This window comes from Propionibacterium freudenreichii subsp. freudenreichii (assembly GCF_000940845.1).
Classification (GTDB): Bacteria; Actinomycetota; Actinomycetes; order Propionibacteriales; family Propionibacteriaceae; genus Propionibacterium; species Propionibacterium freudenreichii.
Genome location: NZ_CP010341.1, coordinates 2,285,321 through 2,298,825 on the forward strand (window position 1 = coordinate 2,285,321; position 13,505 = coordinate 2,298,825).

General features: G+C 68.5%; 11 protein-coding genes. 7 read left to right on the plus strand and 4 right to left on the minus strand.

The genetic code is table 11. The annotated features are described in order from the left end of the window. The first annotated feature begins 759 nt into the window (after positions 1 to 759). From RM25_RS10010 to RM25_RS10020, 3 genes are all read left to right on the plus strand, one after another. Entirely contained in the window at positions 760 to 1,284 is a 525-nt protein-coding gene (locus RM25_RS10010; RefSeq protein WP_048735524.1) for a MarR family winged helix-turn-helix transcriptional regulator, read from the plus strand. A gap of 217 nt (positions 1,285 to 1,501) precedes the next feature. Beyond that, entirely contained in the window at positions 1,502 to 2,557 is a 1,056-nt protein-coding gene (locus RM25_RS10015) for a daunorubicin resistance protein DrrA family ABC transporter ATP-binding protein (protein WP_044636410.1), read from the plus strand. Further along, complete coding sequence (locus RM25_RS10020; RefSeq protein WP_013161993.1) at positions 2,554 to 3,384, plus strand: ABC transporter permease; 831 nt, start codon at positions 2,554 to 2,556, stop codon at positions 3,382 to 3,384. The genes RM25_RS10015 and RM25_RS10020 overlap by 4 nt, the downstream gene beginning before the upstream one ends. A 313-nt stretch (positions 3,385 to 3,697) precedes the next feature. Here RM25_RS10020 and RM25_RS10025 read toward each other — a convergent pair whose 3' ends face one another. The 4 genes from RM25_RS10025 to RM25_RS10040 are packed head-to-tail and all read right to left on the minus strand — an operon-like array spanning position 3,698 to position 7,683. Beyond that, positions 3,698 to 4,750, minus strand: a complete 1,053-nt coding sequence (locus RM25_RS10025) for a sulfate/molybdate ABC transporter ATP-binding protein (RefSeq protein WP_044636411.1) — start codon at positions 4,748 to 4,750, stop codon at positions 3,698 to 3,700. Beyond that, positions 4,747 to 5,535: a sulfate ABC transporter permease gene (locus tag RM25_RS10030; RefSeq protein WP_044636412.1), complete on the minus strand. Its 789-nt coding sequence runs from the start codon at positions 5,533 to 5,535 to the stop codon at positions 4,747 to 4,749. The genes RM25_RS10025 and RM25_RS10030 overlap by 4 nt, the downstream gene beginning before the upstream one ends. A gap of 10 nt (positions 5,536 to 5,545) precedes the next feature. After that, positions 5,546 to 6,580 (minus strand): sulfate ABC transporter permease subunit CysT, encoded by a 1,035-nt coding sequence (gene cysT, locus RM25_RS10035; RefSeq protein ID WP_080774548.1) that lies wholly within the window; start codon positions 6,578 to 6,580, stop codon positions 5,546 to 5,548. Continuing rightward, complete coding sequence (locus RM25_RS10040; protein WP_230954673.1) at positions 6,577 to 7,683, minus strand: sulfate ABC transporter substrate-binding protein; 1,107 nt, start codon at positions 7,681 to 7,683, stop codon at positions 6,577 to 6,579. The genes cysT and RM25_RS10040 overlap by 4 nt, the downstream gene beginning before the upstream one ends. Before the next feature lie 787 nt (positions 7,684 to 8,470). Here RM25_RS10040 and RM25_RS10045 point away from each other — a divergent pair. The 4 genes from RM25_RS10045 to RM25_RS10060 are packed head-to-tail and all read left to right on the plus strand — an operon-like array spanning position 8,471 to position 13,468. Next, positions 8,471 to 10,276 carry a nitrite/sulfite reductase gene (locus tag RM25_RS10045; protein ID WP_230579943.1) on the plus strand — a complete coding sequence of 602 codons (1,806 nt, stop codon included), beginning with the start codon at positions 8,471 to 8,473 and terminating at the stop codon, positions 10,274 to 10,276. Next, complete coding sequence (locus RM25_RS10050) at positions 10,273 to 11,022, plus strand: phosphoadenylyl-sulfate reductase (RefSeq protein ID WP_044636414.1); 750 nt, start codon at positions 10,273 to 10,275, stop codon at positions 11,020 to 11,022. Before RM25_RS10045 ends, RM25_RS10050 begins: the two co-directional genes overlap by 4 nt. A gap of 26 nt (positions 11,023 to 11,048) precedes the next feature. Continuing rightward, positions 11,049 to 12,116 carry a sulfate adenylyltransferase subunit CysD gene (gene cysD, locus RM25_RS10055; RefSeq protein WP_144406067.1) on the plus strand — a complete coding sequence of 356 codons (1,068 nt, stop codon included), beginning with the start codon at positions 11,049 to 11,051 and terminating at the stop codon, positions 12,114 to 12,116. 2 nt (positions 12,117 to 12,118) lie between these two features. After that, positions 12,119 to 13,468, plus strand: a complete 1,350-nt coding sequence (locus RM25_RS10060; RefSeq protein ID WP_013162001.1) for a sulfate adenylyltransferase subunit 1 — start codon at positions 12,119 to 12,121, stop codon at positions 13,466 to 13,468. Positions 13,469 to 13,505: the final 37 nt, after the last annotated feature.

Consider the following 13,505-nt stretch of genomic DNA (forward strand, 5'->3'; position numbering starts at 1 on the left):
GGTGGATGATCCCCCCTGGACGCCTCCGGGCGGGGCTCGTGGCGGTGATCGGAAGCCTTGGACGCGCCCGCGCAGGTTCGGGTCACGGCCGTGAAGGGGCTGGTCAGCAGCACTTTCGTGGCGACGCCGACTGGCTGCCCCGGAGGCTCCCCGGAAGAAATACGAAGGACCCTGTTGACTTCTGAAGGGTCCTGCGTATTGTATGTGAAGGAACCTTCGCAAAAGGCTTGGTTCAGGAGGGAGGACGCCATGGCAGCCAGGAACACCGCAGGCAGCTGGAACGGCGGGTCCGCAGGACGCGGCAACGCGGGGAACGGCGGCCACAACCGGCGCCACCGGGGTCGACCGCGCAACGACCACGGCGTCCCGAGGAATGCCTCCCGGAACCATCGTTCCGAAGGCTACGACCCCCGGGGCAACGACGTGCGGGGGAACGACTGGTGGAACGACGACCCCGACCGGTCCAATGCCTCGGCGCAGCCCTTTGGGACGGATCGTGCAGATCGTCCCGATTGGGCGGATCGTCCAGACAGGCCTGATCGGCCGGACCGTCCAGACAGGCCGGTTCGTCCGGATCGTCCAGACAGGCCAGATCGTCCAAATCGTCCAGACAGGCCAGATCGTCCCACCGGGTCGGACCTCTCCGGGCGCGCCGACCCCTCGCACGATTCCGACGACGGCGCATCCAGGGGGCAGTCGGGCAGCCAGCCCGATGTCGCCACGAATGTCACCGGCCGACTGGTCTACCTGTTCGCGCTGATGCGCCAGAGCGAGGCCCAGCTGCGTCGCGACCGCGGCGGACGCGGCGTGATGGAGGGCCAGGGTCGCGTGCTGCACATGCTGGCGCTGCACTCACCGATCGCCCAGAAGGAGCTGTCGTACCTGCTGGGCATCAGGCCGCAGTCGCTGGGTGAGCTGCTGGGCAAGCTCGAGGAATCCGGCCAGATCGCCCGGCATCCCGACCCCGACGACCGACGCGCCCAGGTGGTGGAGATCACCGCCCGGGGACGCGCCGCCGACTCCGACCGCCCCGCCGCGCCCGGTGATCCCTTCGCCGTGCTCGACCCCGACCAACAGCGGGAGTTCGTCACCCTGCTCGACCAGGTGATCGACGGCCTGGAGGCATCGATCCCCGGCGGCATCGACCGCCACCTGCAGACGATGCGCCGGGTCTGGGTGGACAACGACGGCTGGGATCCCGAGGCCGGACCCTCGTCCGGCCCCTACCAGGGACGCGGCCCGGGCTTCGGATGGCCGGGCGGACGAGGCCGCCGCCGGAACTGACCCACACAGCGCGACCAGCACCCGCTCCGGCCGCCCCATAGTCCACGACCGGATCACCCTTCGGTCGCCCGCGATGCCCCATCGAAGGGCCGCATGTCTCCCGCCGGGGAGCGTGCCCGCCCCAATGGCGTCCGCACCCCCTATCCCTCGAGCCTGAGCCCTCAGGCCCCTTCCCGGGGTTCCCCTGCCCCAAAACACCCAATTCCCAGGAGAAACCATGACTGAAACACTCGCCGTCGAGGCGCACGGACTGGTCAAGCAGTTCGGCTCGAACCGCGCCGTCGACGGAGTCGACCTGGCCATCGACCAGGGCGCCATCTACGGCGTGCTCGGCCCCAACGGTGCCGGCAAGACCACCACCATCTCGATGCTCACCACACTGCTACGTCCCGACGCCGGCAGCGCCACGATCTTCGGCCACGACGTGGAACGCCAAGCCGGCATCGTGCGCCAGCTGATCGGCGTCACCGGCCAGTACGCGTCGGTGGACGAAACCCTCACCGCCACCGAGAACCTGATGATCTTCGGGCGGTTGTTGGGCCTGTCACGGCGCCAGGCCCGCACCAAGGCCACCGAACTGCTCGAACAATTCGGCCTCACCGACGCCGCCGCGCGTCCGCTCAAGAACTTCTCGGGAGGCATGCGCCGACGCCTCGACCTGGCATCGTCGCTCATCGCCCAGCCGCCGCTGATCTTCCTCGACGAACCCACCACCGGGCTCGACCCGCGCACCCGCGGGCAGATGTGGGACACCATCCGCTCGCTGGTGGCCGGCGGCTCTACCGTGCTGCTGACCACCCAATACCTCGACGAGGCCGACCAACTGGCCAACCGCGTCGCCGTGATCGATCGTGGCCGGGTGGTGGCCGAGGACACCCCCGACGACCTCAAGCGCTCGGTGGGTTCGGCCTCGCTGATCATCACCCTGCGCGAGCCGGCCGACGCCGCCCCCACGACGGCGGTGATCGAGCGCGTGCTCGGGGTGGCCGCCTCGCGCAGCCCCGAATCGGGCCGCCTCACCATGCCGCTGACCGATCCCGACCATGTGACCGACCTGCTCAACGCGCTGCGCGCCGACAGCATCGGCCTGGTCGAGCTGAGCGTGCAGAAGCCGACCCTCGACGAGGTCTTCCTCACCCTGACCGGCCACGACACCCACAGCGCCAATCCCACCAATGGCGCTTCCGACAGCGCCGATACCACCGAATCCCCACTCACCGACGCCTCCGCGACGTCCACCAACTCTTCCGCCCGGGAGGCGAATGCAGCATGACCACACTTGTTGAGAACCCCACCGTCACCACGTCGCCGGTTGCCACCGGCCTGCACAACCGCGCAGACCTGGCCCAGACCGTGCGCAATTCACTGACCATGGCCTACCGCGGCCTGCTCAAGATCCGGCACAACCCCGAACAGCTCGTGGACGTGCTGGTGCAGCCGATCCTGTTCACCCTGATGTTCGCCTATCTGTTCGGCGGCGCGATCGCCGGCAATGTGGCGTCGTACCTGCCCGCCCTGATCCCCGGGATCCTGGTGCAGACCGTGATCACCACCTCGATGGTCACCGGCACCCAGCTACGCGAGGACATGGACAAGGGAGTGTTCGATCGCTTCCGTTCCCTGCCGATCGCCCGCATCGCACCTCTGGCCGGCGCGCTGCTGGCCGACACCATCCGCTATGCCATCGCGACCACGCTCACCTTCGCGATGGGCTATCTTCTGGGCCTGCGCCCGGCCGGCGGACTGGGCCGCGTGGTGGTCGCCGGGCTGCTCGTGATGGCCTGCGCCTGGGCGATCAGCTGGATCTTCGCGCTGCTCGGCGTCGTGGCCCGCACCGCGGCCAGCGTGCAGGGATTCGGCATGATCGTGCTGTTCCCGCTCACCTTCCTGTCCAACGCCTATGTGCCGGTGGACACGCTGCCGGCCGCCCTGAAGTGGTTCGCCAACGTCAACCCGCTGTCGCACCTGATCACCGCGGTGCGCGAGCTCATCAACCAGTCGACGATCAGCGGCGAGTTCTGGCTGACGCTGCTCGGCGCCGCCGTCATCGTGGCGATCTTCGCGCCGCTCACCGTGCGGGCCTATATGCGCCGCGCCTGAGGACGCTGCGCCCGCCGGTCGATCGGCGGGCGCCATCCCCTCCGGGGGCTATGAGCCCTCGACGGGGCCACTGGCGGAACCGGCCCGATCGGGCCTTAAGTGGCGGGTTTCGATGCGTCTAATCACCACAACCATCCACTGAGTGACGAACCCGGCCAGACCGGACGCCACGAACATGCCATCCGGGCCAGGACGCGTCCGGCAAGAAACCCCACTAACTGGACACCTGTGCGGCGTCATTCCCGCACAACTGCCCACTCAGTGAGGGTTCGGGTTACTGCACCCGGCTTCGGCCAGCCCCTTGGCCCAATCCTCAGGCCGCAAACGTCTCGGCCCCGGACGCTCCAACCTCCTGCTCATCGGCGTCGGTCAGTGGCGTCTCGAGGTCCTCCCCGGGAACGACGGCCGGCACGGTGCGCGCGCCCAGCAGCGGCTCGAGCCACACCGCGTCGCCCTCCAGGATGCCGCTGGTCTTGTGCACGGTGCGGGTGAGCTGCACCGTCACCTCCGGCTGGCCCGGCTCGGTGGGACGCACCGTGAGGCGCACCTCGAAGCCGATGCGCTGCACCCGCTCGAGGATGCCGGGGATGGCACCGGGACGCGGCTCGGCGTGCACCCGGATGTCATGGGGACGGATCAGCTGGCCGTCCAGGGTGGTGGTGTCGCCGAGGAAGCCCATCACGAAGCGGTTGGCGGGCTCGTCGTACAGCTCCTCGGGCGCGCCGATCTGCTCGATGCGTCCGCGGTTGATCACCACCACCGACTGCGCCAGCTCCAGCGCCTCCTCCTGGTCGTGGGTGACGAACACGGTGGTCACCTGCATCTGCTCGTGCAGGCGGGCCAACCATTCGCGCAGCTCCTTGCGCACCTTGGCGTCCAGGGCGCCGAAGGGCTCGTCGAGCAGCAGCACCTTGGGACGCACCGCCAGGGCCCGGGCCAGCGCCATCCGCTGGCGTTGGCCGCCCGACAGCTGCGCGGGCAGGCGGTCGGCGAACTGGCTCAGGTGCACCAGCCCCAGCAACTCATCGACGCGCTCGGCGATCTCGTCCTTGGGGCGCTTGCGCACGGTCAGGCCGAAGCCGACGTTCTTGGCCACGCTCATGTGCTTGAACGCCGCATAGTGCTGGAAGACGAAGCCGATGTCGCGCTTGCGGGCGGGCACCGTGGTGGTGTCGGTGCCCCCGATCACCACCGTGCCGGTGTCGGCCTTCTCGAGCCCGGCGATGATGCGCAGCAGCGTCGACTTGCCGCCGCCGGACGGCCCGAGCAGCGCGGTGATCTCGCCGGTGGGAATGGTCAGGTTGATGTCAGTCAGGGCCGCGAAGTCGCCGAACGACTTGTTGAGGCCCTCGATTTCGATGCTCATTTTGCGGTCTCCTTGGGACGAAGGATCGAGACGACGATGATCGAGATCACGGTCGCCAGGGTGAGCAGCAGGGCCACCGTGTAGGCCGTCTGCTGGTCGAAGTTCTGATAGGTCTCCTCCACGGCGAGCGTGGCGGTCTGGGTGAGCTGCGAGACATTGCCCGAGACCACCTTCACGGCGCCGAACTCGCCCAGCGAGCGGGCCAGCGACAGCACGACGCCATAGACGACGGCCCACTTGATGCCGGGCAGGGTGATGCGCCAGAACGCCTGCCAGCCGCTGGCGCCCAGCGAGTTGGCGGCCTGTTCCTGGTCGTCGCCGATCTCCTGCAGCACCGGGACGAGCTCGCGGATCATCAGTGGCAGTGACACGAAGACGGTGGCGAGCACCATGCCGGGGGTGGCGAAGATGATGCGGTAGCCGGCATGGAACAGGGCCCCGCCCAGGGCGGCGTCCTTGGCGTACACAAGGGTGAGCGCCAGGCCGACGACCACCGGCGACACCGACATCGGCAGGTCGACGAGCAGCGACAGGATGCGTCGTCCGGGGAAGCGGTAGCGCACCAGCAGCAGCGAGATGCCCACACCGAACACCAGGTTGATCACCACCGCGATGCCGGCGACGATCGCGGTGAGGCGCAGCGCCGAGGTCACCTGGGGGCTCGACAGGGTCTGTGCCACCACGCCGAAGCCCGACGAGAAGGTGTTGCGCACCACCAGGGCCACCGGCCAGGCGACCAGCAGCGTCAGATAGGCGATGGCGAACAGTCGTAGGCCCCATTTCACGGGGCGGGGTTCACGAATCACGACGGGCCGCCTTCCTGCGGATCACATCGAGCCCGAAGATCGCGAGGGCCGCGATGATGAGCATTCCGGTGGCCAGCGCCGACGCGGAGACCAGGTCGCCATTCTCGATATGGCTGAGCACGCGCACGCTGACCACCTCGGTGCGGTTGGGCAGGTTGCCCGACAGCAGCACCAGCGAGCCGTACTCGGAGATGCCGCGGGCGAAGGACAGCGCGGCACCCGAGGTGATGGCCGGCACCAGGGACGGCAGCACCACCTTGACGAAGATCGTCGGCTGGCTGGCGCCGAGCAGGCCGGCCGCCTCCTCGACGTCGGTGTCCAGTTCCTCGAGCACCGGCTGCACCGCCCGCACCACGAAGGGCAGGGTGACGAAGGCGAGCGCGAACACCACCGCCCAGCGGGTGTTGGCGATGTCGATGCCCAGCGGCGAGCCGTCGCCGTACAGCGACAGCAGCACCAGGCCGGCGACCACGGTGGGCAGCGCGAAGGGGATGTCGATCACCACGTCGAGCACCGAGCGTCCCCAGAAGCGGTCGCGCACCAGCACCCAGGCGATCAGCGTGCCCACCACCACGTTCAGGGCGGTGACCAGCAGCGAGATGCCGGAGGTGAGCAGGATGGCGTTGAGGGTCTGCTTGTTGGTCAGCGCCGCGACGAACGGTCCGACGCCTCCGCTGGCGGCCGTGCCGACCACTGCGGCGAGCGGGATGAGCACCAGCAGGCTGAACCACAGCACCGCCACGCCCAGGCCGATGCCCGACGAGCCGGTGAGGGCGCGACGCCCCGACTTCGATTCCCCTCCGTTGCCCTTCCCGCCGCCGGAGCGGCGCAGGCGGGAGCGCAGGGCGTCCCAGACGGCACCCAGCAGGGCGCGCGAGGCGGGTGTCTCGCCGGCGTCGGTGCGTGCGGGACGCGTGGCGCGGGCGGGGATCTCCGTGGCCCCGGCGATGCCGGTGACCCCCGAGATCACGGTGTCGGAGGCCGGCAGGCCGAGGCCCAGCTGACCCACACTGTGTTGGCTCATGAGCTGGCCACCTTGCTGAGGAGTTTGGTGATCAGGCCACCGTCTGCGAAGAACTTCTTGTTGACCTTTGACCAGCCGCCGAAGTCCTTGTCGATCGTCAGCAGGCGGTCCGGCGTCGGATAGGGATTGCCCGGGTCATTGGCGCCCACCACCTGGGCGGGCACCGCACCGGCGAGCGGACGGAAACCGAAGCCGGCGAGCACGCCCTGACCCCGCTCGGAGTGGGCGAAGTCCAGCCAGGACGCCGCCGAGGCGCTCTGGGCATTGGTGAGCACGGCGCCCGGGTTCTCGATGGTCAGGGTGTCGTCGGGAACGATGTAGTCGAACACGCCGGGGTTCTTGTGCCGGGCCAGGATGGCCTCGTTCTCATAGGAGATGAGCACATCGGCATTGCCCGAGGTGAACGCGGTGGTGGCGTCGCGGCCGCTGCCGGGCAGCGAGACGGTGTTGCCGAGCACCTTGCCCAGGAAGTCCTCGGCCTGGTCGTCGTGCTTGCCGTCGGCGCCGATGTGGGCCCAGGCGGCCAGGATGTTCCAGCGCGCCGACCCCGATGAGCTCGGATTGGGGGTGACCACCTTCACGTCGGGGCGGGCCAGGTCGTCCCAGCCGGTGATGCCCAGCGGATTGCCGGGACGCACCACCAGCACCACCACCGACTTGGTGACGATGCCGTTGTGGGCGCCCTTCTTCCAGTCCTGGGAGACCAGGCCCTTGTCGACCAGGCGGGTCATGTCCGACGACAGCGAGAAGTGCACGAAGTCGGCGGGCAGTCCGTTGGCGACATTGCGGCTCTGCTCACCCGACGCACCGAAGGAGGTCTGCACCTTCACCCCGGAGCCGCCCGGGGTGGTGCCCCATTCTGCGGCCAGGCCGAGGTCGGCCTCCGAGAGCACGGCGAAGCCGACGATGGTCAGCTGGCCGGCGCGCGTGCCGGCCGAGGCGATGTTGGAGCAGCCCGCGAGCGCCGAGGCGCCGAGTGCGGAGGCACCCACCACGGCGCTGACGCCGAGCAGGAAGCGCCGCCGGCTCACCGGACGGGGTCCGGGGCTACCGGATGCGTGCGCAGCACCCCGGGGCACTGCGGTGGGGAATCGTGAGGTCATTGATCGGGGGTCTCTCGTTGGTGGTGGCCGGATGGTCAGCCGCCATCACCCGCAGCCGGAAGCCGCGCAGCCCGATCAAGTGGTGGGAAACCCAGTGGTGGGTCCGGAGCTGGTTCCTGTCGTATCCCAGAGCATGGGATCGTGCGACATGGGGATGTTGGTCACATGGTTGCGCCACTCCCCGGGGGCCCTCGGCCTCGCCTGATCGGGTGCGCCAACCGGTTTGGACGGGGTCAGCGGCACACGGGGCACAGACAACAACACAGCGCGCGGCGCATCGACGGCGCCTGCCTCTGCCGTGTGATCATGACCGGAACTATAGGTCACACAATGGGTGGTTCTTGCAATCCAGGAGACACATTGGTGCCAATTCGCCCCCGCCGACACCGGGTGGCCCCTCACCTCTGGCCCACCCTTGACGCGGGTATTCCCCCTAGTCACAGCCATGTTCGTGACGTCCGGACGGCCGTTTCGACAATGCCTCGAATTAACCCGGATTTCACTCGGCGGCCGTCTCACACCCGGATACCCGGCCATTGTGGACACCGTGATTGCCGGCCTTGAATGCTCTGCTATTGTGGCGCCATGCTTACCGGAACCCATCCCACGATGCGTCGGGCCGTTGCCCTGCGCAGTGGGCTCGTGGCTTCCGATGTGTGTTGTCGGCTCGCCTGATCGCGCGCCCAGCACTTTCTCTCTCCCCTTTTCGCCGGGCTCGTGTGCCTGACGACTCCTGTGTATTGGTGTGCGCTGGCATACGTGGCTCCTGATCAAGGACATCAATCCGATGACAGCATCGAAACCCTCCCCCCGTTCCCGCAAGGACGCCGCCGCCACGGCGAAGGCAAGCACCGACCAGGCAGCCGCCGGTCCCGCGCAGTCGCCCGCCACGACCCCCGCGCCCCCGGCACGCAAGCCGTCGCTGAAGAAGGCCAACAAGCGTCCCGAGGGCCAGTGGGCCGTCGACGGCCAAGAGCCGCTCAACGCCAACGAGGTGGTCAAGGCCGCCGATGACGGGCTCCACGTGCGTCCCCGCATCATCGACATCTACTCCAAGACCGGCTTCGATTCGATCCCCGAGGACGACCTGCAGACGCGTTTCCGCTGGTGGGGCCTGTACACGCAGCGCAAGCCGGGCCTGGACGGCACCGCCAACGCCACGATGAGCGACACCGAGCGTTCCGACAAGTACTTCCTGCAGCGCATCCGCATCGACGGCATGCCGCTGAGCATCCAGCGGCTGCGCGTGCTGGCGTCGATCTCCACCGACTTCGGACGCGACACCGCCGACATCACCGACCGGCAGAACCTGCAGGTGCACTGGATCGACGTGGCCGACCTGCCCGAGATCTGGCGTCGGCTCGAATCGGTGGGCCTCAACACCGTGCACACCGCCGGTGACGCGCCCCGCGCCTTCACCGCCTCCCCGGTGGCCGGCGTCTCGGCCAACGAGATCGTCGATCCCACCCCGGTGATCGCCGAGATCCGCGAGAAGTGGATCGGCACCGAGGAGGTGTCGAACCTGCCGCGCAAGTTCAAGACCTGCTTCACCGGCGATCCGAGCCTGGACGTGGCCCACGAGCTCAACGACATCTCGTTCGTCGGCGTGCGCCATCCCGAGCTCGGCCCCGGCTTCGACATCTGGGCCGGCGGCGGTCTGTCCGCCAACCCGCACCTGGCCGAACGGCTGGGCGCCTTCGTGACCGCCGACGAGGCGGCCGACGTGTGGCACGCGATGATCCTGGTGTTCCGCGACTACGGCTTCCGTCGCCTGCGCAACAAGGCCCGCATGAAGTTCCTGGTGGAGGCCTGGGGCGTCGAGAAGCTGCGTGACGTGCTGGAGCGCGAATACCTCGGCCACAAGCTGGCCGACGGCCCCGCCCCCGAGGCACCCACCGAGCCGGGCGACCACATCGGCGTGCACGACCAGAAGAACGGCCGCAAGTACGTCGGCTTCGCCCCCACCGTGGGACGCCTGTCGGGCACCATCCTGGCCAAGGTCGCCGACGCCGCCGAGAAGGCCGGCTCCGACGACGTGCGCTTCACGCCCTACCAGAAGCTGCTCGTGCTCGACGTGGAACCCGACCGCGTCGACCAGCTCGTGGCCGACATGGAGGAGCTGGGCCTCACCGCCCATCCCAAGCCGTTCCGCCGCAACACGATGGCCTGCACCGGCATCGAGTTCTGCAAGCAGGCGTTCACCGAGACCAAGGCGCCGGCCGCGCGCATGGTCGACGACCTGGACACCCGCCTGGCCGATGTGACGCTCCCGGGCCCGATCACGCTGAACATGAACGGATGCCCGCATTCCTGCGCCCGCATCCAGGTGGCCGACATCGGTCTGAAGGGCCAGCTGACCCGCACCCCCGAGGGCGAGACGCAGCAGACCTACCAGGTGCACCTGGGCGGCGGACTCGTCTCGTCGAACCGCGACGATCCGGGGCTGGGCCGCACCGTGCGTGGACTCAAGGTCACCCCCGATGACCTCACTGACTATGTCGAGCGCCTCACGCGTCGCTTCCTGGAGCAGCGCGCGGACGACGAGAGCTTTGCCCAATGGGCACACCGAGCCGAGGAGGACAGCCTTCGATGAGCACCCAAACACAGGCCACACCCACACCAGTGAGCCACGGCCCCGGACGCGAGCGTTCGGTCGCCGAGCTGAAGGCACTGGTGGAGCAGGCGAACATCGCACTCGCCGACGCCACGGCCGAGCAGATCGCCACCTGGGCCGACGAGACCTTCGGCAAGTCGCTGGTGGTCGCCTGCTCGATGGCCGGCGACACCGTGCTGCCGCACCTGGTGTCGCAGCATGCGCCGGGCGTCGACGTGCTGTTCCTCAACACCGGCTACCACTTCGCCGAGACCATCGGCACCCGTGATGCCCTCATCGGCTCCATCAACGCCAACATCTTCGATGTGACGCCGGTGCAGACCGTCGCCGAGCAGGACGCCGAGTACGGCGAGAAGCTCTACGAACGCAATCCCACCCTGTGCTGCCAGCTGCGCAAGGTGGAGCCGATCAACCGCGAGTTGGCCGGCTACGAGGCCTGGGTCACCGGGATCCGGCGCGAGGACAACGCGAACCGCGCGCATGCCGGCGTCGTCGAATGGGATGAGACCCATCAGATGGTGAAGGTGAACCCGCTGGCCGCCTGGAGCTTCGACGACGTGCTCGAGTACGCGTCGATCCACCAGGTGCCGATCAACCTGCTGCTCACCGCCGGCTACCCGTCCATTGGTTGCGAGCCCTGCACGCAACCGGTTGCCGAGGGTGAGGACCCCCGATCCGGCCGCTGGGCCGGCATCGCCAAGACCGAGTGCGGACTGCACCTGTGACCGCCACAGAAAGAGAGTCATCAACCGTGAACAACCCGCCGTTGGAATCATCGCTCGTCGACACGGCGACCACCGATTCCTTCATCCCCTCGGGCACCGGAGCGTCCATCTTCGGCCAGCCCACAAGCTCCCGCGAGAACCCCCGCGGGGCGACGTCCGCCGGCCAGCCGGCCGGCCACCAGGCCTCGCATGACACCTCGGGCGCGCTCAGCCACCTGGCCGCGCTGGAGGCCGAATCGATCCACATCTTCCGCGAGACCGTCGGCGAGCTGGAGCACCCCGTGCTGCTGTTCAGCGGCGGCAAGGACTCCGTGGTGATGCTGCACCTGGCCGCCAAGGCGTTCTGGCCCGGACGCGTGCCCTTCCCGCTGCTGCACGTTGACACCGGCCACAACTTCCCCGAGGTGCTCGCCTACCGCGACTTCACCGCCGAGCGGATGGGGTTGCGCCTGATCGTGGCCAAGGTGCAGGACTACATCGACGACGGACGGCTCCAGGAGCGTCCCGACGGCACCCGCAATCCGCTGCAGACCCAGCCCCTGCTCGACGCCATCGCCGAGGGCGGTTTCGACGCCGTTTTCGGTGGCGGACGCCGCGACGAAGAGAAGGCGCGCGCCAAGGAACGCATCGTGAGCCTGCGCGACGAGTTCGGCCAATGGGACCCGCGCAACCAGCGCCCCGAACTGTGGAATCTCTACAACCCGCGTCACCAGCCCGGCGAGCATGTGCGGGTGTTCCCGCTGTCGAACTGGACCGAGCTGGACGTGTGGAACTACATCGCCGACCAGCACATCGAGCTGCCCAGCCTGTACTACGCCCACGACCGTGAGGTGTTCGAGCACAACGGCATGCTGCTGCCTGTGTCGCCGGTGACCACGCCGGGCGCCGACGAGCCGGTGACCACGCGCCATGTGCGCTACCGCACCATCGGCGACATGTCCTGCACCGGCGCCGTGCTGTCCGACGCCGAGACCATCAACGACGTGCTCGTCGAGGTGGCCACCACCCACATCACCGAACGTGGCGCGACAAGGGCGGACGATCGTCTGTCGGAGGCCGCCATGGAGGACCGCAAGAAGGAAGGCTACTTCTAAAGATGAGCACTCTCACTGACACCACAGTCAATCCCGAGGCGGCCCTGACGCAGCGCACGCTGCTGCACCTGGCCACGGCCGGATCGGTGGACGACGGCAAGTCGACCCTGGTCGGGCGCCTGATGTACGACTCGAAGGCGGTGCTGGCCGACCAGCTGGAGGCCGTCGAGCGGGTGAGCCACGACAAGGGGCTCGGCACCGTCGACCTGGCGCTGCTCACCGACGGCCTGCGGGCCGAGCGCGAACAGGGCATCACCATCGACGTCGCCTACCGCTATTTCTCCTCGGCCGAGCGCAGCTACATCCTGGCCGACTGCCCCGGACACGTGCAGTACACGCGCAATACGGTGACCGGTTCGTCCACCGCCGATGTGCTCGTGCTGCTGGTTGACGTGCGCAAGGGCGTGCTGCAGCAGACGCGGCGCCACCTGGCCGTGGGTGCCCTGCTGCGGGTGCCGCATGTGATCGTTGCGGTGAACAAGATCGACCTGGTCGATTTCGACGAGGCGGCCTATGCACCGGTGGAGAAGCAGATCCGCGAGGTGGCCCATGAGGTGGGCCTCGACGACATCACGGTGATCCCGACCAGCGCGCTCACCGGTGCCAACATCGTGGACCGTTCCGACGACCTGCCCTGGTACACGGGGCCGAGCCTGTTGGAGCTGCTCGACAACCTGGATCCGGTGCCCGATGCGGTGGAGGGCTTCCGCCTGCCGGTGCAGCTGGTGCTGCGTCCGCAGGGTGGCGCCATCGACCCGAAGTACGTGGAGTACCGCGGGTATGCCGGCGAGATCTCGGCCGGACGCGTGCACGTGGGTGATCCGGTGGTGGTGTTGCCGTCCGGGCTGCGCTCAACGGTGGCCGGCATCGACCTGGCCGGCGAGCAGCTCGACGAGGCGGTGGCGGGCCAGTCGGTGTCGTTGCGCCTTGCCGACGAGATCGACGCACCGCGCGGCTCGCTCATCTCCTCGGTGGCCGACGCCCCCGAGCCGGTGAAGCAGTTGGAGGCCACGGTTGCCTGGATGGCCGAGAAGCCGCTGCACCCGGGCGCGCGCGTGCTGCTCAAGCACGGCACGTCGACGGTGAAGGCGATCGTCAGCCAGATCGTCGGCAAGCTTGACCTCGACGAGATGGCGCCGGTGACCACCGACACGCTGGAGCTCAACGACATCGGACGCGTCAGCATCAGGCTGGCCGCTCCGGTGATGGCCGAGAGCTACCTGGAAACCCGCCATGGGGGCGCATTCGTGCTCATCGACCCGCAGTCCGGATGGACGCTGGCTGCGGGGATGGTGCGCGGCCACGAGGTGTTCGGGGACTCCTTGGAGCCCGAACCCGACTGGCAGATCTGAGGTTTGGCCTGGCGGGGCCGAAACCTCGGTGAGGGAA

What these genes read in the sequence shown, in the direction of transcription:
- RM25_RS10010 (WP_048735524.1), top strand. Translation starts at nt 760, where the DNA reads ATGCGCCAGAGCGAGGCCCAGCTGCGTCGCGACCGCGGCGGACGCGGC.
- RM25_RS10015 (WP_044636410.1), top strand. Translation starts at nt 1,502, where the DNA reads ATGACTGAAACACTCGCCGTCGAGGCGCACGGACTGGTCAAGCAGTTC.
- RM25_RS10020 (WP_013161993.1), top strand. Translation starts at nt 2,554, where the DNA reads ATGACCACACTTGTTGAGAACCCCACCGTCACCACGTCGCCGGTTGCC.
- RM25_RS10025 (WP_044636411.1), bottom strand. Translation starts at nt 4,750, where the DNA reads ATGAGCATCGAAATCGAGGGCCTCAACAAGTCGTTCGGCGACTTCGCG.
- cysT (WP_080774548.1), bottom strand. Translation starts at nt 6,580, where the DNA reads ATGAGCCAACACAGTGTGGGTCAGCTGGGCCTCGGCCTGCCGGCCTCC.
- RM25_RS10040 (WP_230954673.1), bottom strand. Translation starts at nt 7,683, where the DNA reads ATGACCTCACGATTCCCCACCGCAGTGCCCCGGGGTGCTGCGCACGCA.
- RM25_RS10045 (WP_230579943.1), top strand. Translation starts at nt 8,471, where the DNA reads ATGACAGCATCGAAACCCTCCCCCCGTTCCCGCAAGGACGCCGCCGCC.
- RM25_RS10050 (WP_044636414.1), top strand. Translation starts at nt 10,273, where the DNA reads ATGAGCACCCAAACACAGGCCACACCCACACCAGTGAGCCACGGCCCC.
- RM25_RS10060 (WP_013162001.1), top strand. Translation starts at nt 12,119, where the DNA reads ATGAGCACTCTCACTGACACCACAGTCAATCCCGAGGCGGCCCTGACG.